This is a genomic window from Bacillus sp. 95MFCvi2.1, assembly GCF_000374965.1.
GTDB classification, from domain to species: domain Bacteria; phylum Bacillota; class Bacilli; order Bacillales; family Bacillaceae_G; genus Bacillus_A; species Bacillus_A pseudomycoides.
In genome coordinates this window covers 1-26102 of the sequence record NZ_KB895722.1, presented here as the reverse complement: position 1 = coordinate 26102, position 26102 = coordinate 1, and the positions used below count along the sequence as shown (strand labels likewise).

General features: G+C 35.3%; 18 protein-coding genes and 11 pseudogenes. 19 read left to right on the top strand and 10 right to left on the bottom strand.

The window, feature by feature from the left end; translation table 11 throughout:
* The first annotated feature begins 97 nt into the window (after positions 1-97).
* The 5 genes and pseudogenes from bla to C568_RS35790 form a co-directional block, all read left to right on the top strand.
* Entirely contained in the window at positions 98-1036 is a 939-nt protein-coding gene (gene bla / locus C568_RS0126365; RefSeq protein WP_029427806.1) for a class A beta-lactamase, read from the top strand.
* Positions 1037-1113: 77 nt separating this feature from the next.
* Positions 1114-1635: pseudogene (locus C568_RS32170) on the top strand (IS6 family transposase); the annotation flags it as partial.
* Positions 1636-1756: 121 nt separating this feature from the next.
* Positions 1757-2005: pseudogene (locus C568_RS33745) on the top strand (ATP-binding protein); the annotation flags it as partial.
* A 90-nt stretch (positions 2006-2095) separates the two neighbouring features.
* Positions 2096-3253: an acyltransferase family protein gene (locus C568_RS0126350; RefSeq protein ID WP_080739956.1), complete on the top strand. Its 1158-nt coding sequence runs from the start codon at positions 2096-2098 to the stop codon at positions 3251-3253.
* Between the two features lie 64 nt (positions 3254-3317).
* Positions 3318-3536: pseudogene (locus C568_RS35790) on the top strand (Fic family protein); the annotation flags it as partial.
* A gap of 482 nt (positions 3537-4018) precedes the next feature.
* Here the strand turns inward: C568_RS35790 and sdaAB are convergent.
* From sdaAB to C568_RS33740, 4 genes and pseudogenes are all read right to left on the bottom strand, one after another.
* Positions 4019-4678, bottom strand: a complete 660-nt coding sequence (gene sdaAB / locus C568_RS0126345) for an L-serine ammonia-lyase, iron-sulfur-dependent subunit beta (protein WP_018783197.1) — start codon at positions 4676-4678, stop codon at positions 4019-4021.
* 371 nt (positions 4679-5049) lie between these two features.
* On the bottom strand, positions 5050-5961 hold the full coding sequence (locus tag C568_RS0126340; protein ID WP_018783196.1) for a DMT family transporter: 912 nt from the start codon (positions 5959-5961) through the stop codon (positions 5050-5052).
* Positions 5958-7190, bottom strand: a complete 1233-nt coding sequence (hemA, locus tag C568_RS0126335) for a 5-aminolevulinate synthase (RefSeq protein WP_018783195.1) — start codon at positions 7188-7190, stop codon at positions 5958-5960. Before hemA ends, C568_RS0126340 begins: the two co-directional genes overlap by 4 nt.
* 594 nt (positions 7191-7784) lie before the next feature.
* Positions 7785-8471 (bottom strand): annotated as a pseudogene (locus tag C568_RS33740) (IS6 family transposase).
* A 171-nt stretch (positions 8472-8642) separates the two neighbouring features.
* Here C568_RS33740 and C568_RS0126325 point away from each other — a divergent pair.
* Positions 8643-8948 carry a monooxygenase gene (locus C568_RS0126325; RefSeq protein ID WP_018783192.1) on the top strand — a complete coding sequence of 102 codons (306 nt, stop codon included), beginning with the start codon at positions 8643-8645 and terminating at the stop codon, positions 8946-8948.
* A gap of 407 nt (positions 8949-9355) precedes the next feature.
* Here C568_RS0126325 and C568_RS0126320 read toward each other — a convergent pair whose 3' ends face one another.
* Positions 9356-10585, bottom strand: a complete 1230-nt coding sequence (locus C568_RS0126320) for a serine hydrolase domain-containing protein (protein WP_018783191.1) — start codon at positions 10583-10585, stop codon at positions 9356-9358.
* A 221-nt stretch (positions 10586-10806) separates the two neighbouring features.
* Between C568_RS0126320 and C568_RS36585 the strand changes: the two genes are divergently transcribed.
* From C568_RS36585 to C568_RS0126285, 8 genes and pseudogenes are all read left to right on the top strand, one after another.
* Positions 10807-11151 (top strand): IS4 family transposase, encoded by a 345-nt coding sequence (locus C568_RS36585; protein WP_018783190.1) that lies wholly within the window; start codon positions 10807-10809, stop codon positions 11149-11151.
* 15 nt (positions 11152-11166) lie between these two features.
* Positions 11167-11547 (top strand): annotated as a pseudogene (locus tag C568_RS36580) (IS4 family transposase); the annotation flags it as partial.
* Positions 11548-11715: 168 nt separating this feature from the next.
* Positions 11716-12401 (top strand): IS6 family transposase gene (locus tag C568_RS34430; protein WP_231399031.1). Its coding sequence is split into 2 segments (ribosomal slippage): positions 11716-12301 and positions 12301-12401, totalling 687 coding nucleotides; the frame shifts between segments, so codons are not numbered across the junction.
* Positions 12402-12695: 294 nt separating this feature from the next.
* Positions 12696-12878, top strand: coding sequence for a YolD-like family protein (locus C568_RS0126305; protein WP_018783189.1), 183 nt, complete (start codon positions 12696-12698; stop codon positions 12876-12878).
* A 626-nt stretch (positions 12879-13504) separates the two neighbouring features.
* Positions 13505-14935 carry an alanine/glycine:cation symporter family protein gene (locus C568_RS0126300; RefSeq protein ID WP_018783188.1) on the top strand — a complete coding sequence of 477 codons (1431 nt, stop codon included), beginning with the start codon at positions 13505-13507 and terminating at the stop codon, positions 14933-14935.
* A 535-nt stretch (positions 14936-15470) separates the two neighbouring features.
* Positions 15471-16458 (top strand): annotated as a pseudogene (locus C568_RS0126295) (glutaminase).
* Between the two features lie 238 nt (positions 16459-16696).
* Positions 16697-18013, top strand: coding sequence for a sensor histidine kinase (locus C568_RS0126290; RefSeq protein ID WP_018783186.1), 1317 nt, complete (start codon positions 16697-16699; stop codon positions 18011-18013).
* A gap of 4 nt (positions 18014-18017) precedes the next feature.
* Positions 18018-18962, top strand: coding sequence for a response regulator (locus C568_RS0126285; protein WP_018783185.1), 945 nt, complete (start codon positions 18018-18020; stop codon positions 18960-18962).
* Positions 18963-19089: 127 nt separating this feature from the next.
* On the opposite strand, the gene C568_RS0126280 is transcribed toward C568_RS0126285, so the two are convergent.
* Entirely contained in the window at positions 19090-19797 is a 708-nt protein-coding gene (locus C568_RS0126280; protein ID WP_018783184.1) for an IS6 family transposase, read from the bottom strand.
* A gap of 70 nt (positions 19798-19867) precedes the next feature.
* Between C568_RS0126280 and C568_RS33735 the strand changes: the two are divergent.
* The 4 genes and pseudogenes from C568_RS33735 to C568_RS0126265 all read left to right on the top strand — a co-directional run.
* Positions 19868-20041, top strand: a pseudogene (locus C568_RS33735) (IS6 family transposase); the annotation flags it as partial.
* A 324-nt stretch (positions 20042-20365) separates the two neighbouring features.
* Entirely contained in the window at positions 20366-20590 is a 225-nt protein-coding gene (locus C568_RS0126275) for a hypothetical protein (RefSeq protein WP_018783183.1), read from the top strand.
* A 71-nt stretch (positions 20591-20661) separates the two neighbouring features.
* Positions 20662-20829, top strand: coding sequence for a hypothetical protein (locus C568_RS34915; protein ID WP_018783182.1), 168 nt, complete (start codon positions 20662-20664; stop codon positions 20827-20829).
* A 1289-nt stretch (positions 20830-22118) separates the two neighbouring features.
* Positions 22119-22904, top strand: coding sequence for an enoyl-CoA hydratase/isomerase family protein (locus C568_RS0126265; protein WP_018783181.1), 786 nt, complete (start codon positions 22119-22121; stop codon positions 22902-22904).
* Positions 22905-22978: 74 nt separating this feature from the next.
* On the opposite strand, the pseudogene C568_RS31290 reads toward C568_RS0126265, so the two are convergent.
* Together C568_RS31290 and C568_RS32150 are read right to left on the bottom strand one after the other, a co-directional pair.
* Positions 22979-23218, bottom strand: a pseudogene (locus tag C568_RS31290) (DDE-type integrase/transposase/recombinase); the annotation flags it as partial.
* 63 nt (positions 23219-23281) lie between these two features.
* Positions 23282-23855: pseudogene (locus C568_RS32150) on the bottom strand (IS6 family transposase); the annotation flags it as partial.
* Between the two features lie 572 nt (positions 23856-24427).
* Here C568_RS32150 and C568_RS32145 point away from each other — a divergent pair.
* A pseudogene (locus C568_RS32145) lies at positions 24428-24748 on the top strand (IS6 family transposase); the annotation flags it as partial.
* Here C568_RS32145 and C568_RS34425 read toward each other — a convergent pair.
* Positions 24746-24904, bottom strand: a pseudogene (locus C568_RS34425) (IS6 family transposase); the annotation flags it as partial. The pseudogenes C568_RS32145 and C568_RS34425 overlap by 3 nt on opposite strands.
* Before the next feature lie 982 nt (positions 24905-25886).
* Complete coding sequence (locus C568_RS36575) at positions 25887-26096, bottom strand: IS3 family transposase (RefSeq protein ID WP_081623636.1); 210 nt, start codon at positions 26094-26096, stop codon at positions 25887-25889.
* Positions 26097-26102 lie beyond the last annotated feature (6 nt).

Sequence of the window (26102 nt, the reverse complement as noted above, 5' to 3'; positions counted from 1 at the left end):
CATTACTCGAATTGTCTATTAAGTGTACTTTTAAAAACTGGTACTTAAATTAGATACATTGTATCCAATTTGACATCCATTTTCTATATTACAAAAGATGAAAGGATTGATTATTTTGAAAAGTACGAGGATGATAAAAATAGGAATGTGTGTTGGAATACTAAGTTTAAGTCTTGCAAGTGTAAAAATTTTTACAGGGGAACCATTGCAGGTGAAAGCAAAAGAAAAAGCAGAGAAAACTAAACATGCAAATCATGCGACTCATCGAGAGTTCGCGCAACTCGAGAAAAAGTTTGACGCTCGACTGGGTGTCTATGCTATCGACACTGGGACAAATCAGACAGTAACCTATCGACCTAATGAACGGTTTGCTTACGCATCTACCTACAAAGCTCTGGCTGCAGGAGCAGTGCTACAGCAAAATTCAATTGACAAACTCGATGAAGTTATCACCTATACAAAAGATGACCTAGTCGAGTATTCACCAATTACAGAGAAACACATGGATACCGGTATGACTCTTGGGGAAATTGCGGAGGCTGCTATTCGTTACAGTGATAACACTGCGGGGAACCTTTTATTCAAGAAACTAGACGGACCTAAAGGATTTGAAAAAGCGCTTAGACAGATTGGTGATAAGGTTACCATGGCTGATCGCTTTGAGACAGATTTAAACGAAGCTATTCCGGGAGACATTCGTGATACAAGTACAGCAAAAACACTTGCTACCGATCTTAAGGCTTTCACGGTCGGAAATGCGCTCCCAACTGACAAACGTAAAATCCTTACGGATTGGATGCGTGGAAACGCTACAGGAGACAAACTCATCCGCTCTGGCGTACCAAAAGATTGGGAAGTCGATGATAAATCTGGAGCCGGAAGCTACGGAACACGAAATGACATTGCCATCGTTTGGCCACCGAATAGAGCACCCATTATCATCGCAATTCTGTCCAGCCGAGATAAGGAAGATGCTACTTATGATAATGAACTAATCGCGCAGGCTGCCAAGGTTACAATCAATGCTCTCAAGTGAGGGCATTGATTGTTCTCTTGCAAAGATTTTGACACTCCGATAAACTTTAGAAAAAATATGATAGGGGAGAATGATACATGGGCCACTTTAAAGGAAAACAATTCAAACAAGACATTATTTTGGTAGCCGTTGACTATTACTGTCGTTTTTCTTTAAGTTATCGAGATGTATCTGAGATCCTTAAGGAACGTGGTGTGTCGGTTCATCCCACAACTATCGTGCGATGGGTTCATGAATATGGTTATCTCTACCGTGCAATTGATAAAGATGGACACACACTGGATATTCAACTTCGTAAACAACGAAATCATCAGACTGCATATGCCTTTATGAAAAGATTGTTGAAAACTTTTGGAGAACCAGCGGTTCTAACAACAGACAAGGCACCAGCGTTATTTTGCTCGTTTAAAAAATTAAGAGAAAACGGCTTTTATAAACATACAAATCATTGTACAATCAAACATTTAAATAATCTCATAGAACAGGACCATCGACACGTGAAGCGACGCTTTGCCAAATCCGCAGGATTTCAAAATCCTCGTCATACTTCACGTACCTTGAAAGGAATTGAAACCGTTCACGCTTTATATAAACGAAACTGAAATCTGAACCCAGATTTCGATTTTTCGACGTATGATGAATTACACAAGTCATTTACAATCGCATAATATGTATAACTTATTGTTGGAGTCATTTAATTTTTTTAAAACTTTGCAATAGAACCGTGAGGTTGTCGTACAAACTATTCATTACGGAGATAGCATTCCAGAAGAAGATTTATCCTATCTTTTTGATATGTTTTATACAGGTGATAAAGCAAGAACAGCGAAACAAGCCAGTACAGGTCTTGGATTATTTATTACTAAAAATATTGTCGAGCAGCATAATGGGACGATTTCTGCTGAAAGTAATGTGATAAGAACAATATTTGAAGTAAGATTACCAAAAGAAGAGAGTTCAAAAATTTAATAAAAATTTAAAGTTTACCCCACTTTTTATTTTAATAGTTCCTTCTATCCTATACGTATATATGTACAATTCTCCCACTACACTAGTACAGTGGCCTTTATTAACAGCAAAATCTGCAATATACAAGGAGAACATTTTATGAGTAAGAGAATAAAAGAATTAGATTCAATACGAGGATTAGCGGCTATTACAGTGGTAATTGGACATTTTTGTTTAATGCTACCATCGTTGCCTAATTCTATTAAATTCTCCCCGCTTAGGTTTTTATGGGCTGGCGGGGAAGCTGTAATCATTTTTTATGTACTCAGTGGTTTTGTGTTATCTATGGCACTTTATCATTCGAAAACAAATTATTGGGGATATTTAATTAAGCGATTTGTACGAATCTATATCCCTTATTATTTCTGGATATTCATCACCTTTGCTTTATTTATTTTGTTTTCGCCGTATGAAGTGACAGGACTACGGGATTGGTTCTATGATAGGTGGCAAGGGTCTATAACAAAATTAGATATTATCAATCACTTTGTGCTTCTTAATAACTTTTTTACAGAAAATTACAATCCGGTTATCTGGTCATTGGCTCAAGAAATGCGTATATCTATTGCGTTTCCTTTGTTATTCCTTCTTTTTTATAAACAGAGTTGGAAGAAAACGATACTATTTGCTATGAGCTTTTCTTTAATTAGTATTTTCCTTAATATGTTGCATATTGGGAAAGCTGAGGGATTTTATAATGGTTATGCCGATACACTACATTTCACATCTATGTTTATGGTTGGAATGTTACTTTTTAAGCATCTGGAAAGACTTATCTACTTATATAGGAATATGAAAAACTTAAAAAGAAAACTTCTTACTACTTTAGGGCTTATTCTATATTTATATTCCATTTTGATTTTTGGGTTTTCTCGTAATGATACTACTTTCTTATTAAAAGATTGGGGTGTCGTAATTGGTGTTAGTATACTGATTATAATGGCTATGAGTAACCTAAAAGTAAAAGCTATTTTAAATAAGAGTGTATTTGTATACTTAGGAGAAATTTCATATAGTATCTATTTATGTCATTTTCCAATCATGATGGTACTATTTAAACTTTTGTATACAAAGATACCTATCCTGTTCCTTCTTATCTTATGTATTACAATGACAATACTTTGTTCTGTATTATCGTATCATTTAATTGAAAAGAAGTGTATCAATTGGGCGAAACAAAGAACAACAAAGTTTCAAAAAAAAGTGTAATACTTGGAGGAATCTTATTTCTTTAGTAAATATACGAATATTACCGGTTCCTGAGTACATTAGGAATCGGTCAATTCTGGATTCTGTATGTAAACATACTAAAATTGAGCAAATTTAAAATTTTATACTTAACCCCAAAAATCCTTTTACTAAAGAGGACCTTCGTAACGCTTATCCAGACATAGCCGAAAGTACAATTAGTAAGACGTTAGCTTCCTTGCAGTCGCTTGGTCATATAAAGTTAGTTTCAAGAGGAAGAAATGCTCAATGGATACAGGTTTAATTCTGTATTAATAATTATTAGGGGTTCAGCCGAGATACCTGTAAAAATAGGCCACAGACTTACTTTTATTCCTAATTCTATATTGAATTGGATTTTTTGTTTTTTATAAAACTCCTTCATTTATCTAAGTTTTCATTTTCGCTTGTCACATAGACGTTCGCTTTCGTGACAAATAAGAACCAGGATTAAACAATCGTGTAACTTTTACTGATAAATCGCATTTTTCAAATCGTTATTTTGCCGTTAGTAAAAGGGGGATTTTGTTAACAATTCACTTTTATTGAAGAGATGTTTACGCAACAAAAAAGGTCTCCTTCCAAGGGGACCTTTTTTATAACTACTCCAGATAACATAACAAAGGGCTATTTTACTTGATGCATTTAATTATTCATTCTAATTCCATCATAAATATCCACTGTAAAATTAGGAATATTGTCGATTTCAAATTAATCTCTAAAACCTGGACATGCTGATAGAACTGTCTAACTTAAGACTAGTGTTTGATAAATCTTTGGTAATCCTTTAATTTCCTCAATTACTTCATGATTTAATAGTTCCTCAGTTTCAATTACCAATAGAGATATTTTTCCTTTTTCCTTTTGCGATACACGTATCATATTAATATTAATTTTACGTGTTGCTAATATAGAAGTTACAGACGAAATGGTACCAAAATGATCATTGTTCATAATAAGAAGAGCTGATCTTGTTTCATTTAAATTCAAATCAAAACCATTAATCTCAATAACTTTGATTTTTCCCCAACCAACCGAACAAGCAATCATCTCAATTTTATCTTCACCTTTGTATAAAGTAATCTTTACTGTATTGGGATAAGACGGTTTTGCAATCTCTTCTATACAATTAACTGTAATTCCTCTTTCTGTTGCAATTGTAAGTGCTTTAGAGAATAGTGAGTCATCCATTTCAAGGCCCAAAATACCACCAACAAGTGCTACGTCTGACCCAAAAGTGCAATCAGTTTTTTTGAATGCCCCATATAAAGAAATTTCGATTTTTTCTGGAGTCTTTAAAAATAGTTGACGAACAATATGTCCTATCTTTGTTGCTTCTACTCCATTAGCACTAGGTGTTCCAATAGTAATAGGACCAATAATATCAAATACTGATTTATATTTCATGATTATCCTTTCTCCTTAATATTAGTAGTAGGGATGCATTAATAAAATGTTTTTGTATTAAGAAAATATTTCATAACTGAAAGGTAATGAAAATACGGATTATAATAAGCGATCCATCCTTTTATTAAGATATCTATTCAATATAAAGAGTTTTTTGATATTTTTAACAATAATTTTTAATAAAAAAATGTATTGATTTATTTATCATTATTGAAGGTGAGCAATCATGTTTATTTAAAAAATCAGTAAATAGAGAATGCAATTTGTTAGGTAGTTATGCCTTATTTACAATTACACTAGAAACCCTGTAGATCTGTTCATACTATAAGGAAACAGTATTATATTTTATAAATAAAGCCCATGGGAATTTTTTAATTCCCTGGGCTTTCATTTCTCATAACATTCCGACTCCTGTATGGTAAGCGGAATCCTAGTGCAATTGCTGCTCCAATGCAACTAAATAAACATCCGAACAGTAAATAGAGAGTAGGTGTAGAATCTCCAATCGCAACAGAGGCAACTCCACCTATTGCCGGAAAGAGTGCCACCATATAACTACTAACTGATGCACCGATTCGTTCTACTAGCTTGAGGTAGAACATCCATGCCCCAAAGGAAGCAAATACAGTTAAAAATGCCAAAGCTCCAAGATAAGAAACGGACATTGGTAGTGTAAAGTTCTGTTCCTGAAAGGTACAAACAGCAAGTAAAAGTATCGAAGCCACAACAAAGCCAACACTATTCGAATAAACAGCATTAATACCACGTCGTGCATTTCGAGCGGAAGCTGCGTCACCAATAGCTGTAAGTATAGTTCCAAACAATGCGAGGCCTATTCCTTTTAGATCACTTGTACTAGAGCCCTGTGTTAGTAATGGATAAACTAATATAGAAACACCTGTAATACCAACTATTCCCCCGATTAGAATTCGAGGATGAAGACGCTCGCCTAGAAATATACGAAGTGCAATTGGTGTAAGAACTGTCTTCAGTGAAAACAGCAGCGTTACTAGTGCAGCAGAAATCCAAATTGTCGCGTAGTATAAACACAAGTAACTTAGAGCTAAGTTACACAACCCAAAAGTAACAAGGGGAAAAACATCTTTACGAGAAGGCCTACCATTTGGACGCACCACGCACATGAGGACAATAAACATTAGTGCAGCCCCTACCAAGCGATAGGTTAATGACAATTCAAGGCTTACAGGAGTACCTTGTATTTTTACTGCAATAAAGTTCAATCCCCAAACTATTAAGCAGAAGATGTACATAAAAATTGTCATACGTGTAACACTTCGTTCTGCTGTGCAAAAGGAATATCGAAATAATTAAAAACTTCTGTTAATGCAACGGCCAGTTGTGCTATCTGTTCCTCAGTGTGATTTGGTGTAACATTAACTCGGAAGCGTTCTGTGCCGACAGGAACCGTTGGTGAATTTATAGGTTGCAGATAGACGTGATGTTGTTCAAGTAGACGTTGGGCAGCAGCTTTACATTTTTTTGCATCACCAATCAGTACAGGGAGAATATGCGTTTCACTTGAGTCCATTATCGGAATATTTGCTTGAGCAAGTGCTTCTCTTAACATGCTAGTTTTTTGGTGTAGAGCGTTCCGCTCGTTATCTGAAGATTTTAAGTGTTCCACACTAGCATGACAGGCCGCGACAACAGCTGGTGGTAAGGATGTTGTAAAAATAAAACCAGATGCAAAAGAACGAACAGCGTCAATTAGTAATGATGAAGCTGCAATGTATCCCCCGATTACTCCAATACCTTTTGCCATTGTTCCTTGAATAAAGTCCAATCGATCCACAAGACCTAGTTCAGCAGCTATTCCTGCTCCGCGAGGACCGTACATACCGATTGCATGTACTTCATCAAGAAATGTTAAAGCGTTATATTTATCTGCAAGATCCGCAATTTTCTGAATCGGTGAGATATCGCCATCCATTGAGTATACTGATTCAAACACAATAATTTTTGCTCGATCATGTGGTTGAGCTGCAAGTAACTCTTCCAAATGGTCAACATCATTATGTCTAAATATCGCTCGTTCGACTTGAGTGCTACGTATACCATTAATAATTGAAGCGTGATTTCGTTCGTCAGAAAATACTATGCAATTTGGAAATAGACGAAGTAAACATTGTAATGTTGCATCATTCGAGCCATATCCTGTAGGAAAAACTAATGCGGCTTCTTTACCATGCCATTCCGCAAGTGAAGATTCAAGTGCAGCGTAATGATAATGTGTACCACCTATATTTCGAGATCCGCCTGAACCAGCACCAAATGCTCGAATTGCATCATGCATTGCTTCGGTAACTACTGGGTGCTGAGACATTCCTAGATAGTCATTGCTGCACCAAACGACAACTGGTTGCCCATCTTTCTGGCCATTCAATTGTGCTAAAGGATATTGGCCACGCATCCGATTAATTGTAACAAATTCTCGATATTGTCCGCTTTCTTTCAAAGATTCGAGCTTATTTTCAATAATTTTTGCATACATGACTTTTCCTCCAAGTATAGTTATAGTTTACAGTTCATCCAGTTTGATATTTTTTCATGAAAATTAAGGAAAACTGTTAAATAATTGTTTTTTGTTATATCAGGAAAGTATAATGAAACCAAACAAAAAACAAAATTATACATATTTTCATAATTTTGTTTTTTAAAACTTCAAATTTCTTTAAGTCGATTTAATTTATTTCAAATAAATAATAACAATTTTTTGAAAATAAAACTATATTTTAGAATTTTATCAATAAAAAACAGATAATTATCATTAAAAAATGGTCATATTAAGCTAAATATTATAAGCAAAGACTAGTTTCCTCTAAAAGAATCATTGTAATAATTTGCAAAATCCATATAAAACAATACCTTTAGAACAAAATATAAATATAATTTTCTTATTTTTTATCAATATAACTTTTTAGAATTCTGTTGCAAAGTTAATTAACATCAAACTAGATAAGCGATTGGGGAGTACTTATTATGCAACTATAAATAAATCTCTTAATTCATTGCACACTGAAAAACAGGGGTTCTGTTGCAAAGTTTCAAAAAGCATAAACAGGTGTTGATAAATGAGAGGAACCATTTAAGCAGTGACTAATAATTTGTGTAATTCCTTGTACGTTGAAAAACCGCAGTTTGGCTGTAAACTGCAGTTTCGTTTATATATAGCATGAATGGTTTCGATTCCTTTCAAGGTACATGAAGCATGACGAAGATTTTGAAATCCTGCGGATTTGGAAAAACGTCGTTTGATATGTCTATGATCCTGTTCGATGAGATTATTGAAATGCTTAACGGTGCAATGTTTCGTTTGCACATAAAAACCGTTATTTTTCAGTTTTTTGAACGCACAAAGTAGGGCAGGAGCCTTGTCTGTTGTGAGAACCGTTGGTTCTCCAAAAGCTTTCACTAACCTTTTCATAAACATATAGGCGGCTTGATGATCCCTTGTTTTACGAAGTTGGATATCCAAGGTGTACCCTTCTTGATCAATCGCACGATAGAGGTAACATCACTTTCCTTTGACTTTGATGTAGGTTTCATCTAAATGCCATACGAAATGTGCTGATTTATTTTTCTTCTTCCAAATTTGATAAATCAAATTTCCATATTCATGAACACAACGCATGATTGTTGTTAGATGAACGGAAACTCCACGTTCTTCCAGTATTTCAGATACATTACGATAACTTAAGGAAAAACGGCAATAATAGCCGATGGCTACCAAAATAATATCTTTCTTGAACTGTTTTCCTTTAAAATATCGCATTTGTGTTTCTCCTTACTCTTTTTTCTAGAGTGTAGTCTCATTTAGAAAACTTTGCAACAGAAACAGCATATGATTAGACTATCAGTCTTATTCCATGTTAGAATCAAAAACAACATACCCCATATGGTATATTGAGTGAAAAATGATTAATAAGATTGGAGGGAGTTTCAGATGACATGTTTATTACAAGTTGATTTTCCTTTTGATGGTGCATTTGGAGATGAAATGTCAAAAGGATTTCTAGAAGTAGCACAAAGCATTAATAAAGAGGAAGGCTTCCACTGGAAGATTTGGACTGAAAATAAAGAGACAAAAGAAGCCGGAGGCATCTATATATTTGAAACAAAAAAAGATGCTGAAAAGTACGCTAAAATGCATAAAAAACGACTTGAGTCGTTTGGCGTAACTGGAATTCGAGTTAAATTTTTCGATATCAATGAACCATTAACAGAATTGAATCGTGGATTTATTAAATAATTTTGAGTCTTGAATGTAGGATTAGCAAAGCTGTCACTACCTGCAATAAGGGATGATGAGACCGTTTCTTTTCTAATGGAATCCGGTTTTCATTTAAAGACCGGATAATTGGGGTCACCATACATCGCCATCAACTTAACACAAATAAACTACCCCCAATTGAGCAATTTGTACAGAATTATCGTTTGGGGGTAGTCCTAAATTCTTAGCTTGATGGGCATGTGGCAGGACCCCTAATATCTATTAATAAAAGCAGTTTTTCTCGGATAGTTGAGGGCATCATCCTCAAAATAGATGGATATATATTCAAATAATAATATTATAATATAACATTAAAAAATATACGCCAATCCTATGATTATGCATCCGTCTTGGCGTTTTCCTTTAAACAATACCTAAGTTCGGTTTCAGTCTTCGATTGCTTGGTAGACCGTGGTCCAGAAGTCTTGGATAAGATGCGATGAGTCCGGAGTGGACATCCCAACCTGGGTGAACAGGATTCCAGTAAACTGTTTGTCTGGATCAACGTAAGCTGCAGTGCCGGTTCCGCCATCCCAGCCGAACTGACCGATAGACGCGTAGTCTCCAAGATAGGTACGCACCGCCATCCCAAAGCCCCATCCGCCTTGTATCCCTTGTCCAAACGACAAATGGACGTTGTTTTTGGCCAAATCGTCTCGGTATACTTGTTGTTCAGGAGTAAGACGGTTGGTGGTCATCAGCTGGACTGCAGGTCGGGACAGGATCCGTTTGGTTCCGTGCATCCCTTTGTTCAACAGCATCTGCAAATACGCGTGATAATCGTCGACGGTTGCGAGCAGCCCACCACCGCCTGCTTGGAATGTTGGAGGTTTGCTGTAACGTCCGCCTGCACCCTCATCCCACACGATGAACTCACCTGTCTGCGGATCAGGGTTGAAGGCAGGTGGAAGCCGGTCAATCTTGCGCTCAGGCACGTAGAAGCCAGTGTCCTTCATTCCCAGTGGATCGAAGATGCGTTCGCGCAGGAACGACTCGAATGTCTGACCCGTGACCCTGGCAACAAGCACGCCGAGCACTTCAATACTGATATGATACTGCCACCGCTCTCCGGGCTGGTAGCTTAGCGGAAGTGCACCTAGGCGACACATAAACTCATCTGGATCGGGCATATCCTGCCCTGGCGTGTCGAATATCCCACTCTCGAAGAACGCGTTCATGATCGGAGAACCCATCAAAGTGAGATCCACTCCGAGCCCGAATGTGGAGGTCAACAGGTCTCGTACAGTGATAGGACGCCGTGCTGGGACGGTCTCTTCCAGCGGACCATCGGGCCGTTTCAACACCTGCCGGTCGGCGAGTTCGGGCAGCCATTTGTCTACTGGGTCGTCCAAATGCAGTTTGCACTCGTCGAGCAGAACCATTACCGGTGAAACTGCGATCGGCTTGCTAGTGGACGCCAATCGAAAGATCGTGTCCCGACGCATTGGTGCGCCACCATCATGCCTCATTGTTCCAAGCGCTTCGACGTGCGTCTCGCCGTTTCGGCTGACTAAGGCGACGAGCCCAGGAATCTTTCCAGAATCGACATGCTGCGCCAGTACATTGCGCATTTTGCGCAACCCTGTTTCAGAAAAGCCTTTATTGTTTTGTCTCATTTTGTTCTCCTTTAGTTTAGATTGAGATTTCTAATACATATTGGCTAACAATTATTAGTTCTTCAAATAGAAAAATTCCCCTTTTTAATAATTTCGACAAAATGTATTTATGTATATGGGGTCACCATACATCACTATCAACCTAAGATAAATTTATATCCATAATTCACAGAAAACGTTATTCTTTTTGTAGAAATATACAGAAAGGATGGCGTTTTTTTATGAATCTTTCGATTCAGGATGAATTTCATTTGTTTGCTGAAGAACTACAGCGACATTTATCTCCCGATACCCTTCAACAACTTGCACAGGAAATAGGTTTTGTAAAACGTAAAAGTAAATATGGGACACGAGATTTGGCTGCTTTATGTATTTGGATCAGTCAACATGTAGCAAGCGATTCTCTCACTCGGTTATGTAGTCAACTTTATGCGAATACAACTACACTCATGAGTCCAGAAGGACTTAATCAACGCTTTAACCGATGCGCTGTTTTATTCCTACAGTGTGTATTTTCTCGTTTAGTTAAAAGCCAACTAAACGATTCATCTCAAATTCCAAACTAATACACTTCCTATTTTCAACGTATACGTATTTTAGATGCTACTATTTTTCAAGTACCCAATCATTTTGCTCCTATTTATCCTGGTTCAGGAGGATGTGCACAAACAGCCAGTATTAAGATTCAACTAGAGTATGATTTACATAGTGGGAAATTCCTCAATTTTCAAATGGAACCAGGTAAAAATAATGATATAACCTTTGGTACAGAGTGTTTAGATACCTTATGCCCAGGAGATTTATGTATTCGAGATTTAGGATACTTTTCTCTAAAAGATTTAGACCAGATGGATCAACGAGGGGCATTCTACGTTTCACGGTTGAAATTAAATAATAGAGTATATGTAAAAAATGAATCGCCAGAATTCTTTCGGGATGGGACAGTTAAAAAGCAATCTTTATATGTTTTACTTGACCTTGAAGATATCATGCATCAGATAAAACCAGGAGATACTTATGAAATTCGGAATGCCTATGTTGGACAACAAAAATTACCCTCACGAGGGTTCTGTTGCAAAGTTTTCTACATGAAGATACACTCTAGAAAACAGGATCTAGGAGAATCAGGCATGAGATATTTTAAAGGAAAACAATTCAAGAAAGATATTATTTTAGTAGCTGTCGGCTACTACTGCCGTTTTTCTTTAAGTTATCGCGATGTCTCTGAAATCCTGAAAGAACGTGGTATTTCAGTTCACCCAACAACCATCATGCGATGGGTTCATAAATATGGCAATCTCATCTATCAAATTTGGAAAGTGAAAAATAAATCTGCACGATTATCTTGGCATTTGGATAAGACTTATATCAAAGTTAAGGGAGAGTGGCGTTACCTCTATCGTGCAATTGATAAAGATGGACACACATTGGATATTCAACTTCGTAAAAAACGGGATCATCAGGCTGCCGATGCTTTCATGAAAAGATTAGTAAAACATTTTGGAGAACCAACGGTTCTCACTACAGACAAAGCGCCGGCATTACTTTGTGCATTTAACAAATTAAGAAAACAAGGATTTTATCAAACTACAATCCATTGTACAATCAAACATTTAAACACTCTTATTGAACAGGATCATAGGCATGTAAAGAGACGTTTTGCCAAATCCGCAGGATTTCAAAATCTTCGTCATGCTTCACGTACGATAAAAGGTACCAGACCATTCATACCCTATATAAACAAAGGCGAAGTCTTCAAAGAGACTCCGCCTTTTCAACGTACAATGAACTTCAACAATTACTAGCTACTTCCTAAACATTGTTCCTCATTTACCAACCTGTTTATGCTTTTTTCAAACTTTGCAACAGAACCGCGATTACCTTGAGGTTTTTGCACCAAAATTAATTTTAAAATATTTTAAAAATTATTTTATAAAAACCTGTACTTTTTGGTCAGATTCTGTACTTTTGATTATAAATTAAAGATACGTTTCTATTAGTTTAGGTTTGAAAGCGCTTCAAATGATGATTTTTGAATTTTTTATCTAGCCTATATTCTTTTACTTACAGGCTATTTATATAGATTAGTAGTGAGAAAGGGGATATATCCATGTTCTTAAGAAAATTAGCAAAAAATCACTTAATCACTATTGAGTACTATAAAACTGGATATTTACAAACATGTAAGGGGCGAGTTTGCAACCTTGATTTACACCAACAAACACTTCTTTTAATAAATGAACAGCAAAAGATCTTCTCTATATGTTTATCTAATATTAAGAAAATCTATTAATGATTTTTTTATTTATAGAGGAAAATAGAATTAAAGATTCCTGAGATGTAGTAAAGTTTGCAAAATATTTTATGTAAACAAAGTATTTAAATGAAGGTTCTATAGTAAAAATTTGTTGACAAGTGAAGAGAAAGAGATCTACTGATATTATGTGTTGATTTAGAAGGGAATACGAGAGCAGTCCAGTGCTTTTCTAAGGAGCGTTAATTATAAACTAAAGAAACTATATTCTAGAACAAATGTGAGAGTTTATATAATCATTTTTATTTTTTGATAATTCAATTTATATCCCTGTGCAACTAATAAAAAGAGACAAAAAGGATTAATATAATTCCAATTTAAAACTCCGGCATACGAAACAAGCATGATGGTGCAGCCACATTTCTGGATAAAAACTATATTTTGCGGGAGGAGCTAGAGCATCTATATGTAGAAGAGTCAGGTCCTTCAAGATGTCAGCTGTACAGTTACATGTTATGGATATTCGTATAAACAAGGAAATACCATTTTCATAGAAAATTTTTGTCTTTGTTGCATGTGTATATGAAATGAGGTTAGTTATGTCAGAAAATAAAGGTGATTTTATATAGATTAGGGGATATAAAATTTTGATATGAGGTGATGGTATGGAACAATTTTTGGTGGATCTAGTCGGGTCAACGAATGATTTTTTATGGTCTAAATTGTTAATTATTATGCTTGTTGTTTGCGGATTTTATTTCACATTTAAATCGAAATTTGTACAGTTTCGGATGCTAAAAGAAATGGTCCGTGTGTTAATGGAAGGGAAGGATAGTTCTAAAGACCAAATTTCTCCTTTTCAAGCGTTTTGTATTGGTATGGCCGCTCGCGTTGGAACAGGAAATATCACAGGAATTGCGATTGCGATTGCACTAGGCGGTCCTGGAGCGGTATTTTGGATGTGGATTATCTCGATTATTAGCTCAGCATCCAGCTTTGTTGAAAGTACATTAGCGCAAATATATAAAGTAAAAGATAAAGATGGTTTCCGCGGCGGTCCATCCTATTATATGGAAAAAGGGCTAAACAAACGTTGGATGGGAGTAATATTCTCTATTTTAATTACGATTACTTTCGGTCTTGTATTCAATTCTGTACAATCAAATACCGTTACAATTGCTTTTGAGAACTCATTTGGTACAGATCGTTTAACTGTAGGGATTATCATGGCACTTGCTTTCGCTGCGATTATCTTTGGTGGTGTACAGCGTATTGCAAAAATGGCTGAATACAAGGTGATGTTTCTAGCAGTCTTATACATTGGAGTTGCATTATTTGTTGTAGTTACCAACATAACAAAAATGCCGGAAGTTCTTTCTCTTATTGTTCAAAACGCATTTGGCTTTAAACAAATAGCAGGCGGTTCAATCGGTGCAGCACTCATGCATGGAGTTAAACGTGGTTTATTCTCAAATGAAGCTGGTATGGGAAGTGCGCCAAACGTTGCTGCAACGGCAACAACAAGCCATCCGGTGAAACAAGGACTTATTCAAGCATTTGGTGTATTAACGGATACACTAATTATTTGTACAAGCACAGCATTTATTATTTTACTTTCTGATGCATACAAACAACCAGAGCTAAATGGAATTGCACTTACACAAGCAGCATTAAGTGAACATATTGGCCCTTGGGCATCGGGCTGTCTTGCTATCTTTGTTTTCCTATTTGGATTCGGTGCGTTAATTGGGAACTATTATTACGGAGAAACAAATATTCGATTCTTACACACAAGTAAATTATGGTTGATGGTATACCGAATAAGTGTGTTAGCTATGATTGTATTCGGTTCAGTTGCAAAAATCCAGCTTGTATGGGATTTAGCGGATTTATTCATGGGCTTTATGGTTATTATAAATTTAATTGCTATTACCTTACTATCAAAAATAGCCTTTGCTGCGTTACAGGATTACATGAAACAGAAAAAGGCTGGTAAAGATCCTACTTTTTATAAAGGAAGTATCAAAGGGCTTGAAAATATTGAATGTTGGGAGCATTATCAGGATACTTCAACTTCAAAAAAGAAAAGTATGTAACAAAAAAGATATTCGGACTGTAATATGTCTGAATATCTTTCTTGGTTCTAGGCAAATAAAATTGATTACAATAAAACAATTGTCGTAAATTAAGAGTTTTGAAATAAAGTCATTCATAACTAACGGATGCAGGATAGTAAAAGGAGTTAATATATTACAAATATATTAAGATGCTGAAAAGAGGGGCCTGAACAACAGCAAAAGTAATAGTATTTCTCTTTAAAACGATTTCCCAAACATCATAGGTTTAACAAGTGAATATATGTTTTGCCACATAGATGGGTAGAGTAAGAAAAAGATGACTTTTTTTGAGTTGACCATGTTCAATTATTCTTGAGATTCATATAGTTTATAAATAGTAAGTTTACGGGATAAAAATCATAAATCTTGAATATGCAATATCTTTAGAACATTACCTATCATTCAGTTAGAAAAGGGAATAACCTTGACAGTGTTTTTTCGCACTATATTGTCTATTCTCTATTAAGAAAAATTCATACTGTACCAAATTAATAGGACGGAGGAACATAGTTAAATGATAAAGGGGTATAACGTTCAGATTGAAAGTCAAAAAAAAAGCTTACTTAGATCTAGATCAATGGGTAACGCATTATCGATCCTATGCTGCTAAAGGACAAAGTGCCAGTTATATTCCCGCTTTGGAAAAGATAAATTTATCGCAATTAGGCATTTGTATAGTAGAGCCAAATGGAACAATGATAAAGTCAGGGGATTGGGAGGTACCTTTCACTCTGCAAAGTATATCAAAAGTAATCGGCTTTATAGCCGCTTGTTTAAACCGAGGTATATCTTATGTATTAGATCGGGTTGATGTTGAACCGACTGGAGATGCCTTCAATTCAATCATTCGTTTAGAGTTGCATAAACCGGGAAAGCCTTTTAATCCTATGATTAATGCTGGAGCAATTACGGTAGCTTCGCTTCTACCAGGAACATCGGCACAAGAAAAATTAGAATCTCTTTACGCATTAATTGAAAAAATGATCGGGAAGCGTCCCACCATTAATGAAAACGTGTTTCAATCTGAATGGCAAACAGCCCATCGAAATAGAGCTTTAGCATACTATTTAAAGGAGAATGGTTTTTTAGAATCGGATGTGGAGGAAGCACTAGAGGTTTACTTGAAACAATGTTCTATAGAAATAAATACAGAGGACATAGCCTTAATAGGACTCATACTTGCACATGATGGATATCATCCTATACGTAAAGAACAAGTCCTCCCTAAGGAGGTTGCTAGATTAACCAAAGCCTTAATGCTCACTTGTGGTATGTACAATGCTTCTGGAAAATTTGCTGCTTTCATCGGGTTGCCAGCTAAAAGTGGGGTGTCCGGAGGGATTATGGCACTTGTCCCCTCAAGGTCCAGGAGAGAACTACCGTTTCAAGATGGATGTGGTATAGGTATTTATGGACCAGCCATTGATGAATATGGGAATAGTTTACCAGGGGTTATGTTATTGGAACATATTGCACAAGAATGGGATTTAAGTATATTCTAAAAAGTATCATGGATGTTTTGGTGTCAGAGCGAATACAAAAATGTTCAGACCATATAATGTGTCTGAACATTTTTGTGTTACAAAGCATCTTCCTGTTTTAAAGTAGAAGAATGATAAGAATACTCACAATGTTCAATATTTTCGCTTATGTCGTATTTATAGTTTTTTGTAAATAATAGAGTAAGTGTTGTATTAACGTTAATAGATTTGTATACTGACTGTTAGGCGAAAGTGAGAAGTGATTATTTTGAATCTTAGTAATTTAGTAAAAAAAGACATCTATATTCTGGTTTTGATGGTATTTACAGTACCCTTAGTAGGTGAAATAAAGTCTTTTCCCTTAAATGAGACATTTCGAATGAGCTTTGGTGCACCTACATTTTTCTTTTTTTTGTTATTATTTCGGCGAATGCCAGCATTTTTTCCGGGTTTTTTAACAGCAATAGTGGTTGTAGCATTTCGTATCTTATTAGACGTCATCACAAAGGAGAATATGGATTGGATAGCTTCTTTCCATATCCAATATCCTAGTTTTTTCTTTTATTTTACTTATTCTTGTCTCTTTTACTTAGCGAAAGTCGAACGCTTTCATCATCAACCATTGATGATTGGGTTTATTGGCTGCGTCATTGAAATATTATCAGACTGTGTGGAATTAATGATTCAATATTTCGTATTAAAAACAACTATCACGCCAGAGGCATTAAATGAAATAATCATTACCGCATTTCCCCATAGTTTTATAGTTCTAAGCTTTTTCAATATGATGAAATTGTATGAAGCACAGTCAAGGGAGAGACAAATAAAAAAACAAAATGAACACATGCTTATGCTCATCTCCAATTTATATGAAGACGCTGTTCATTTAAAAAAAACGTTGCAAGATGCTGAAAATATAACAAAAAAATCTTATGATCTATATAAAAATTTAGACTCTTTAGAGAATAAACGGATGGGCTTTCGGGTTGAGGATTTACGGCAGCAGGCATTAAAAATTGCTGGTGAAGTCCATGACGTTAAAAAGGATAACCAACGTATTTTTGCCGGACTTTCGAAGCTGATTTCTGATGAAAGTTTTACAGATTATATGTCCATACATGAACTAGTAAACATCATTATTCGAGCAAATGAGAAATACGCCCGGTTACTAGAGAAAGACATCCAATTTGTGTATAAGATTGATGGCGTGCATCCTCATTATCATATTTACACAATTTTATCAATTATAAACAATGTCGTTGCAAACGCTGTAGAAGCTATCCAAGATATGGGAACCATCACAATTGACATTAATAAAGACCAACATTTCGTTGAATTTCGAATAGGAGATAACGGTCCCGGTATTTCTTCAAAGTATAAAGAGTCAATTTTTGAACCTGGGTTTACTTCTAAATATGATGATGCAGGTAACCCATCAACAGGTATCGGACTATCGTATGTAAAAGAAATGGTCGAACAACTTGAAGGTGATGTTACGTTTGAGGACAGAACCGAAGGAAAAGGATCGATTTTTATAATTAGATTAGGGATTGATCATATCATTGCGAAAGGGTGATTCTATGTATTTTTATATAGTAGATGATGAGAAAGCGGTTCGCTCAATGTTGGCTCAAATTATCGAGGATGCGGATCTTGGGGAGGTTGTAGGAGAAGCTGAGGATGGCTCATTGTTAGATCAACGAATGCTAATTTTGAAAAATATAGACATTTTATTTATCGATTTGTTAATGCCGATTCAAGATGGAATAAAAACAATCCGTCAAATAAAACCGTCGTTTAAAGGGAAAATCATCATGGTTTCTCAAGTAGAATCAAAAGAATTGATTGCTGAAGCGTATTCGCTCGGTGTTGAATACTATATTATTAAGCCGATTAACCGGATTGAAGTATTAACAGTCGTTCAGAAAGTCATCGAACGTATCCGATTGGAAAAATCGATAAAAAACATTCAAGAATCGCTCAATATGGTACTTACATTGGATAGTGATCAAAGTACGCAGGAAAAATACCGTAATGGAAAGCATATAAGTACTTCCAATCATTTTCGAAATTCCATTCATTTTCTTCTATCCGAATTAGGGATAGCTAGTGAAAGCGGAAGTAAAGATTTAATGGACATGCTGGATTATTTATATAAATATGAACAAGATAAAACGTTAGAACAAGGGTTTCCCTCTCTAAAAGAGATTTTTATGAAATTAGCTCAAAATAGACTTGGAGAATCTGCTGAAGAGGCAGAATTAAAAAGATCGATTGAAGCCTCCAAACAACGGATTCGGAGGGCAATTTACCAATCATTAAACCATTTAGCATCCCTGGGACTTGCTGATTTTTTAAACCCGAGGTTCGAAAATTACGCTTCTAGGTTTTTTGACTTTACAACTGTAAGGAGAAAGATGACAGAGTTGAATAATGAGCCAACATTACCTACTCGTATCGATACGAAAAAGTTTATTCAGGTTCTGTATTTTGAAGCAAAACGGATACACTTGGAATTGCAATGACGAACTCTTGCTAATTCTTAATCTCAAATGATGAATTTGTAATTGTGTTCCATACAATTCAATTGGTTCTGGTGCAAAGATAAAATGAAAACCAGTAAAACGCATATATTCCTAACAGAATTGTATTTTATGCCACAAGTTCAAACAATTGATGGATAAACTCTTTCTGATTTTGGAGAGACTGATCCCGTAAATCAATCTGTTCTTTTTTAATCATATGTATAGCTTCTACTCCAGAAAGAATAGATGTAGCTGTGTCAAAGCATTTGAACCCTAGCATAGAACGGATTCGTTTCTTTATAAAGCGATGATCTTGTTCTACTATGTTATTCAAGTACTTTTGTTGTTTAAGTCGCATACCGTTAGGTATGCTTTTTTCTTTTTTCAACCGTTTAATTGCTATAGGATAAGCTGGATTCTTGTCGACTGTTATAACACGAGGCTTTGAAACATGAAAAGACCGCAAAGCTTTCTTGAAAAAGCGCTTTGCAGCTTTCTGATCTCTTGTTTTGCTTAAGCAAAAATCGATTGTGCTTCCTTTCGAATCAACAGCACGATACAGGTACATCCATTGACCTTTTATTTTGATATATGTTTCATCGACTCTCCAAGAGTCATTTGTTTGTTTGAGGTAACGTTGGATCCGTTTATCCAATTCAGGACCATATTGATGAACCCAACGCATAATCGTTGTATGAGAAATGGATAAACCCCGTTCCTCCATTATTTCCACTAAATCACGAAAACTTAGATTGTACCGTAGGTACCATCTTACCGTTAATAAGATAATATCAGGCTGATAGTGCTTCCATTTGAACAAATTTTCCTTTTCCATATCGATCACACACCTTTTTAGAGTAATAGTATCAGTATGTCCAAGTTTTATAGATTTTTTGCACCAGAACCATATCAAGCGACGTTTTTCTAAATCCGCAGGATTTCAAAGTCTTCGCCATGCTTCGCGTACATTGAAAGGAATCGAAACAATACATGCTTTATATAAGCGAAAACGCAGTTTGCAACCAAACTGCGTTTTTTCGACATACAATGAATTACAGCAATTACTCACAATTGCATAACATTCAATTGTACGCAACATAACTCTTTTCTTGTTAAGAAACTTTGCAACAGAACCAGGGCAAGCATATATTGAAGTATAGGGCAAGCTCTCTTAGGTCCTATTCAGTACTCAATGGAAACCCTTTATCACACAGGTGAGCATCTATTAACGTGGATGCTCTTTTTAATTGAACAAAATGGACATTTGAAGAGATAGTACTTCCGCTTTCTTTTCTTAAAATATCCTTAAATGTATCTGGATTTAAGGATATAAAAAATGAGAATGGTATAATTTTCTAAAACGGACTAAATAAAGTTGATTTTAGAAAAGGGGTAGAGGGAAAATGTTTCAGAAATTTAAATTTTATTTAATCAGTATTGTGGTCAGTTCGATATTAGGGGGAATCATCTTAGGTGCTAATTTCTTGTTCCAAAATATATACGGATTAATTGCAGGTAAAGGATTTTATTTTAATATGTGGCCTTCTGTTATTATATTTTGCATAGTGTTTATTTCTAGTTTTGCATATATGTTGAGGAAGGGTCCAGATATACTTATTAATGATTAATTCTATAGTTACTTCGTTAGGCGCTACTGTGATCGGTTTAGCGTCTTATTTGTTGTTAAGGAAGTGATGGGATGACTTGGTTGAGCTTCTTTATTGGGTATAGCGTTGGTATGATGCTCACTGTATTGATTATGAAAAGTCTCATTGAAGCTAAAGAAGTCCATGAGTTAGACGATATAGATAAGTCAGTCTTAAATGAAATGGAGCAGTTGAGAGCGATAATAGATGATAAGATTTAACAAAACAAACAAACACAGCGAACAAAAATAGAGATAGTAACAAAATAAAAGGCGACTTATAAATCCTATTAAAATAAATATTTTGAATGTATACTTTTGTTAGTGTTTTTTATTAAAACAGCTAAAATGCTATAAATTCAATAAAATCAACGAAATAAATGTAAACTAATGGGTAAAAGTTATGGTTCCCCAAATAGAGTATATCTAATTCACGGTAAAGGATTTACTTTAGGGGATAATGCAGTAATGCAACTTTAAAATAAAGAATGGAGGCGCATTAAACTAATAAACGGGATAGGGGAATTTTCTCATGAAAGCAAAGAAACTAGTAGGTCTTATAGTAGCAGTAATGTTATAACTTGGAGGTTGTGTAACGATTGAAATTCTTCAAGCAAGTTAGCGATATAAAAAATATTCACTAATACAACTTAATAGAAAAATAAAGCAGTGGGTACTTTTGTGTCGCTGGACAAATAGGGGGCATTAAAACTATTAGACCTATTAAACTCCTTTTATTTAGTTTACATAAGAAATCTTATCGGTAGTTATAAAGTGAGTGAAATTTCGTATCTCAAAATGAGTAGTTATCTTATGATATTGATACAAAAAAGAGGAAACTGTTTCTTTTCAAGTCGTGTTTATAAATAACATCATTGTAATATAGACTTCTCTGGTATGCCTGCTGGATGAACATCTAAATAAAGCTTAATATTACAAGATTAAGTTCTCCTTAAGTGTTAGTTTTTATTTTGAGCTAAACTTTGTCGCATCTCAAAATAACTAGTATTCTTAGTTTTTGAGATATTAGAGAAAAATACTAATTTATGTGCCTCCTCTTCTTTATCAAACTAATAATAATTTCCCATTTTTGGAATAGAGCTATATTTGCTATATATATAAAGGAACCCGTATGGTGTGAATTTAAAAGAAATTTGCGAAGTTTTACCCCCATAAGTATTTTTTCCTAAAGAGGATTTTTATGTCCTAAGAAGAACATTTTATATTGAAAAGCGGATAAGGAAGGCTGCGGGATAGGTTCTGTGCCTGAATATTAGAGGTGGTTAAAAATGCAAGATGTTTCGCCACAAGGGCATTCTACGAGATTAAACCGATGAATAAAAAACATTTTTTTGAGTTGTGCAGTATATTCTAAATATAATCTCGCTTATGAGCGAGCAATCAGTCGGTGATGACATCCCTGTAGAAATCTTCTCGTAATATTATAAAACGAAGCGATAGAAATGGGTAGCCTTTTGTGTCGGTACACTAAACTATTGGAGGAATTTAAAATGTTAAACAAAAGTGTCGTCCTTTACACTGAGGAAAATGGTATCGCAAGAATTACACTAAATAGACCGGAAGTACTAAATGCGTTAAACCGAGATGTTCTTGAGCAACTTTCGTCCGTCTTGGATAGGATTAAAACTAATTCAAGTGTAAAAGCATTAATAATTATCGGTGCCGGAGAAAAGGCGTTTTCCGCAGGTGCTGACATTCAGTTTCTCAATAAAGCCACTCCACTAGAAGTACGGGATTTAGCTCAGTTGGCTGTTACGGTTACTCATAAAATCGAGTCATTAGGAAAAGTGGTTGTTGCCGCCATCAACGGGTTTGCACTAGGAGGTGGACTTGAGTTAGCCGAATCCTGTACGCTCCGTATTTGCGCTAATCATGCTAGATTAGGACATCCTGAAGTCCGTCTTGGAGCTGTTGCCGGATTTGGAGGAACTACAAGATTGCCCAGACTTATAGGTAAGGGGCGTGCTACAGAACTGTTGCTCACCGGAAGTGCGATAAGCGCAGACGAAGCTTATAGAATAGGACTGGTTAATAGGATTGTTGAGCCTGATAAATTAGTATTAGAGGCAGAAGCGCTTATCCTAGAAATTTTGTCTCAGGCTCCTATCGCAGTAAAAATGACTTGGGAGGCAATTCATCGGGGAGGTAATTTAACTTTAGAAGAGTCCGCACTTCTTGGAGCAGATTATTTCGGTTTGATAGCGTCCACAGAGGACTTCAGAGAAGGAACTAAATCATTTTTAGAAAAGATCCAACCATTATTTAAAGAAAGATAGCTAAGCGAACCGGTTCTGGTGCAAAGATAAAATAAAAGAGAATATAGCTCATATATTTCTATCGGAATTCTATTTTATGCTGTAAGCCCAAACAATCGATGGATGAATTCTTTCTGGTTTTGGACAGACTGATCCCGTAAATCAATCTGTTCTTTTTTAATCATATGCATAGCTTCTATTCCAGAAATAATGGATGTAGCTGTGCGAAAGGATTTCAATCCTAACATCGAACGAACTGGCTTTTTAATAAACCGATGATCTTGTTCCACTATGTTATTGAGATATTTCACTTGCCTTAGTTGGATGCCTAATGGGGTTCTGGTGCAAAGATAATCAAATTTAAAAAGAGAACGGCAGATCCCGTTAGGAATCCCCTGTTATACGATGAGGCCGAAGAGATTATTGATAAGTTGTATCTGATTTTGGACAGACTTGTCCTTGGAGAGTTTGTCCTTTTCTAATCATATGCATGACTTCGATGCCAGCAAGTGTTTTGCCGGCTGTTTGAAAAGACTGAAATCCAAGCATATACCGAACTCTTTTTTTGATAAATCGATGGTCTTGTTCGCCCATATTGTTTAGATATTTTATTTGCCGTAATTGGAGTCCTAATGGTAGGTCCCCTGCTTTTTGTGATTGTTTCACGGCTTTTGGATAGGCAGGATTTTTATCAACTGTGAGCACACGAGGTTTTGAAGTATGACAAGAAGCTAAGGCCTTTTTGAAAAAGTGTTTAGCTGATTTTGCTTTTCTATTTTTACTTAAATAAAAATCAACAGTGTTTCCTTCGGAATCCACAGCACGATACAAATACATCCATTTTCCTTTCACTTTGATATAGGTTTCATCGACACGCCAGGAATCATTTATTTTCTTCAAATGACGACGAATACGTTTATCTAGTTCCGATCCATATCGATGAACCTGGCTCATAATGTTTCCATTTAAAATCCACTGCTTTTATCATCATCATACACGCCCTTTATTTATGAATATTTTCAGTGTACACAACGACAGTATTTTTTGCACCAGAACCCTCCTTCTTTAATTTACGCATTTAAAAAATTACAGAGGATAGACTTTTACAAAAATACCTTTCATCAAAATGAGATATTTTTTCTGAAATTTCAGAAAAAATATCGTAAAAATGTTGATGATGTGGTAAGATTATAGATGAAAAAGAGTATGAATTCACGTTGTAGCGTGAATTCATAAGAAAGAAGCCAATTTGTATAGAAATTGGCTTCTTTCTTAAGTTCGAATAAAAACAGAATTGTCTTTAAATCTTTATTAGGGGAAAGTTTTAAAGAAGAATTCAGCTTGGTTATAGTTTTACATAATTGTTATATAAAGTAAATCGATACTTTTTGTACCGAATATTCAGAACATTAATCCGAAGTATATCCATATACAAATAAATAATTGATGAGTTTTATAAAAGTCAGGAAAGAGAAAACTGGTTCTGTTGCAAAGTTTTCTACATGAAGCTACACTCTAGAAAACAGGATCTAGGAGAATCAGGCATGAGATATTTTAAAGGAAAAAAATTCAAGAAAGATATTATTTTAGTAGCTGTCGGCTACTACTTCCGTTTTTCTTTAAGTTATCGCGATGTCTCTGATATCCTGAAAGAACGTGGTATTTCAGTTCACCCAACAACCATCATGCGATGGGTTCATGAATATGGCAATCTCATCTATCAAATTTGGAAAATGAAAAATAAATCTGCACGATTATCTTGGCATTTGGATGAGACTTATATCAAAGTTAAGGGAGAGTGACGTTACCTCTATCGTGCAATTGATAAAGATGGACACACATTGGATATTCAACTTCGTAAAAAATCGCATAATCGTTATGTAAACTATGGATAAGCCTCGTTCCTCCATCATTTCCACTAGGTTACGGAAGCTCAAATTGTACCGTAGGTACCACCTTACTGTTAATAAGATGAGTTCCGGCTGATAATGCTTCCATTTGAACAAATTTTCTTTTTCCATATCGATCACACACCTTTTTCTAGAGTAATACTATCAGTATGTCCAAGTTTAGGAGATTACTTGTAAAAGTTTTAGAGTTTTTGCACCAGAACCGTTCATTCCGTAGGTGGGCTTTATCTTTATTACACAATACCAAAGTATACTCTCTTTCCCCTTAAACTTTATGTAATTATACATATTAACGAAAAATACACTAAATGAATATTAAATATAGTAAAATATAAATTGTGGACACGTTCTATAAATCAGATTCTTTTGAAAGGCGTAACATATCAATCATTATAGGGGATGTGGCGTTACTCCGATACTGATCTCAAATCTCTTGTATTTTGTGAACTAACAATCTGGTGTATATAGACGACTCTGTTTTATAGGCTGTGTTTACATCTATAACAAAGGGGTAATACGGATAGATTCGTATTAAATGAAAATGGTTCAAGTCGGAGGAAGCCACCTTAGGGTGTCTTTTCTTTATTTTCTAAAGGACCTGCTTGCTTCTGCTAAAAAAACAATCAGAAAAGACACTCATAAGAGTGTTTTTTCTTTATGAAAGACCCCCACACAATGTGCAGGGAAAAGTGTAAGCCTTTCAGTTGGATGAATACCATCAAAATAATGCATTTATTCTTTACTAGCAAAAGACCATCTATTTCCGTAGATGGTCTCTGCCTCTTCAGCTTTATTGTACACATTTAAATTATACTGCTAATCGCATACTCTATTGTTATGCAATTGTGCATTAATTCTATTTTTAATATAATAATAGTGAAAAATATCTATACTAAACTTTGGGAATATTTCGTATAAACATTATCAATTTACTGTATATTCTGTCAATGTTAAACTATAAGTGTAATATATATCTGTTTGAACCATGTCCCCTAATACAAGGTTTGAATAGTCATCTCAATACGCGAGAAAAAACAAAGAAAAGGCACCTTTAAGTGACCCCTGTCAAGTAGACTGTATTCAAAAAGCACAACTAAGTAACCTGAGTTCTATATTTATATGGACTCAGGTTATTTAATTTCTTTTGAAATCTTTGGTGATTATAAAAGTGTATATATTTGCGCACGGCAAATTTAACCTCATCAGCTTTACGGAAAGAGTATAAATGAAAACACTCTGACTTAAAGTGGCTGAAGAAGTTTTCTATACAAGCATTGTCCCAACAGTTTCCCTTCCGAGACATACTAGC

Coding starts and splice junctions, on each gene's coding strand:
- bla (WP_029427806.1), top strand. CDS start 98: ATGAAAGGATTGATTATTTTGAAAAGTACGAGGATGATAAAAATAGGA.
- sdaAB (WP_018783197.1), bottom strand. CDS start 4,678: ATGAAATATAAATCAGTATTTGATATTATTGGTCCTATTACTATTGGA.
- C568_RS0126340 (WP_018783196.1), bottom strand. CDS start 5,961: ATGACAATTTTTATGTACATCTTCTGCTTAATAGTTTGGGGATTGAAC.
- hemA (WP_018783195.1), bottom strand. CDS start 7,190: ATGTATGCAAAAATTATTGAAAATAAGCTCGAATCTTTGAAAGAAAGC.
- C568_RS0126325 (WP_018783192.1), top strand. CDS start 8,643: ATGACATGTTTATTACAAGTTGATTTTCCTTTTGATGGTGCATTTGGA.
- C568_RS0126320 (WP_018783191.1), bottom strand. CDS start 10,585: ATGAGACAAAACAATAAAGGCTTTTCTGAAACAGGGTTGCGCAAAATG.
- C568_RS36585 (WP_018783190.1), top strand. CDS start 10,807: ATGAATCTTTCGATTCAGGATGAATTTCATTTGTTTGCTGAAGAACTA.
- C568_RS0126305 (WP_018783189.1), top strand. CDS start 12,696: ATGTTCTTAAGAAAATTAGCAAAAAATCACTTAATCACTATTGAGTAC.
- C568_RS0126300 (WP_018783188.1), top strand. CDS start 13,505: ATGGAACAATTTTTGGTGGATCTAGTCGGGTCAACGAATGATTTTTTA.
- C568_RS0126285 (WP_018783185.1), top strand. CDS start 18,018: ATGTATTTTTATATAGTAGATGATGAGAAAGCGGTTCGCTCAATGTTG.
- C568_RS0126280 (WP_018783184.1), bottom strand. CDS start 19,797: ATGGAAAAGGAAAATTTGTTCAAATGGAAGCACTATCAGCCTGATATT.
- C568_RS0126275 (WP_018783183.1), top strand. CDS start 20,366: ATGTTTCAGAAATTTAAATTTTATTTAATCAGTATTGTGGTCAGTTCG.
- C568_RS34915 (WP_018783182.1), top strand. CDS start 20,662: ATGACTTGGTTGAGCTTCTTTATTGGGTATAGCGTTGGTATGATGCTC.
- C568_RS0126265 (WP_018783181.1), top strand. CDS start 22,119: ATGTTAAACAAAAGTGTCGTCCTTTACACTGAGGAAAATGGTATCGCA.
- C568_RS36575 (WP_081623636.1), bottom strand. CDS start 26,096: ATGTCTCGGAAGGGAAACTGTTGGGACAATGCTTGTATAGAAAACTTC.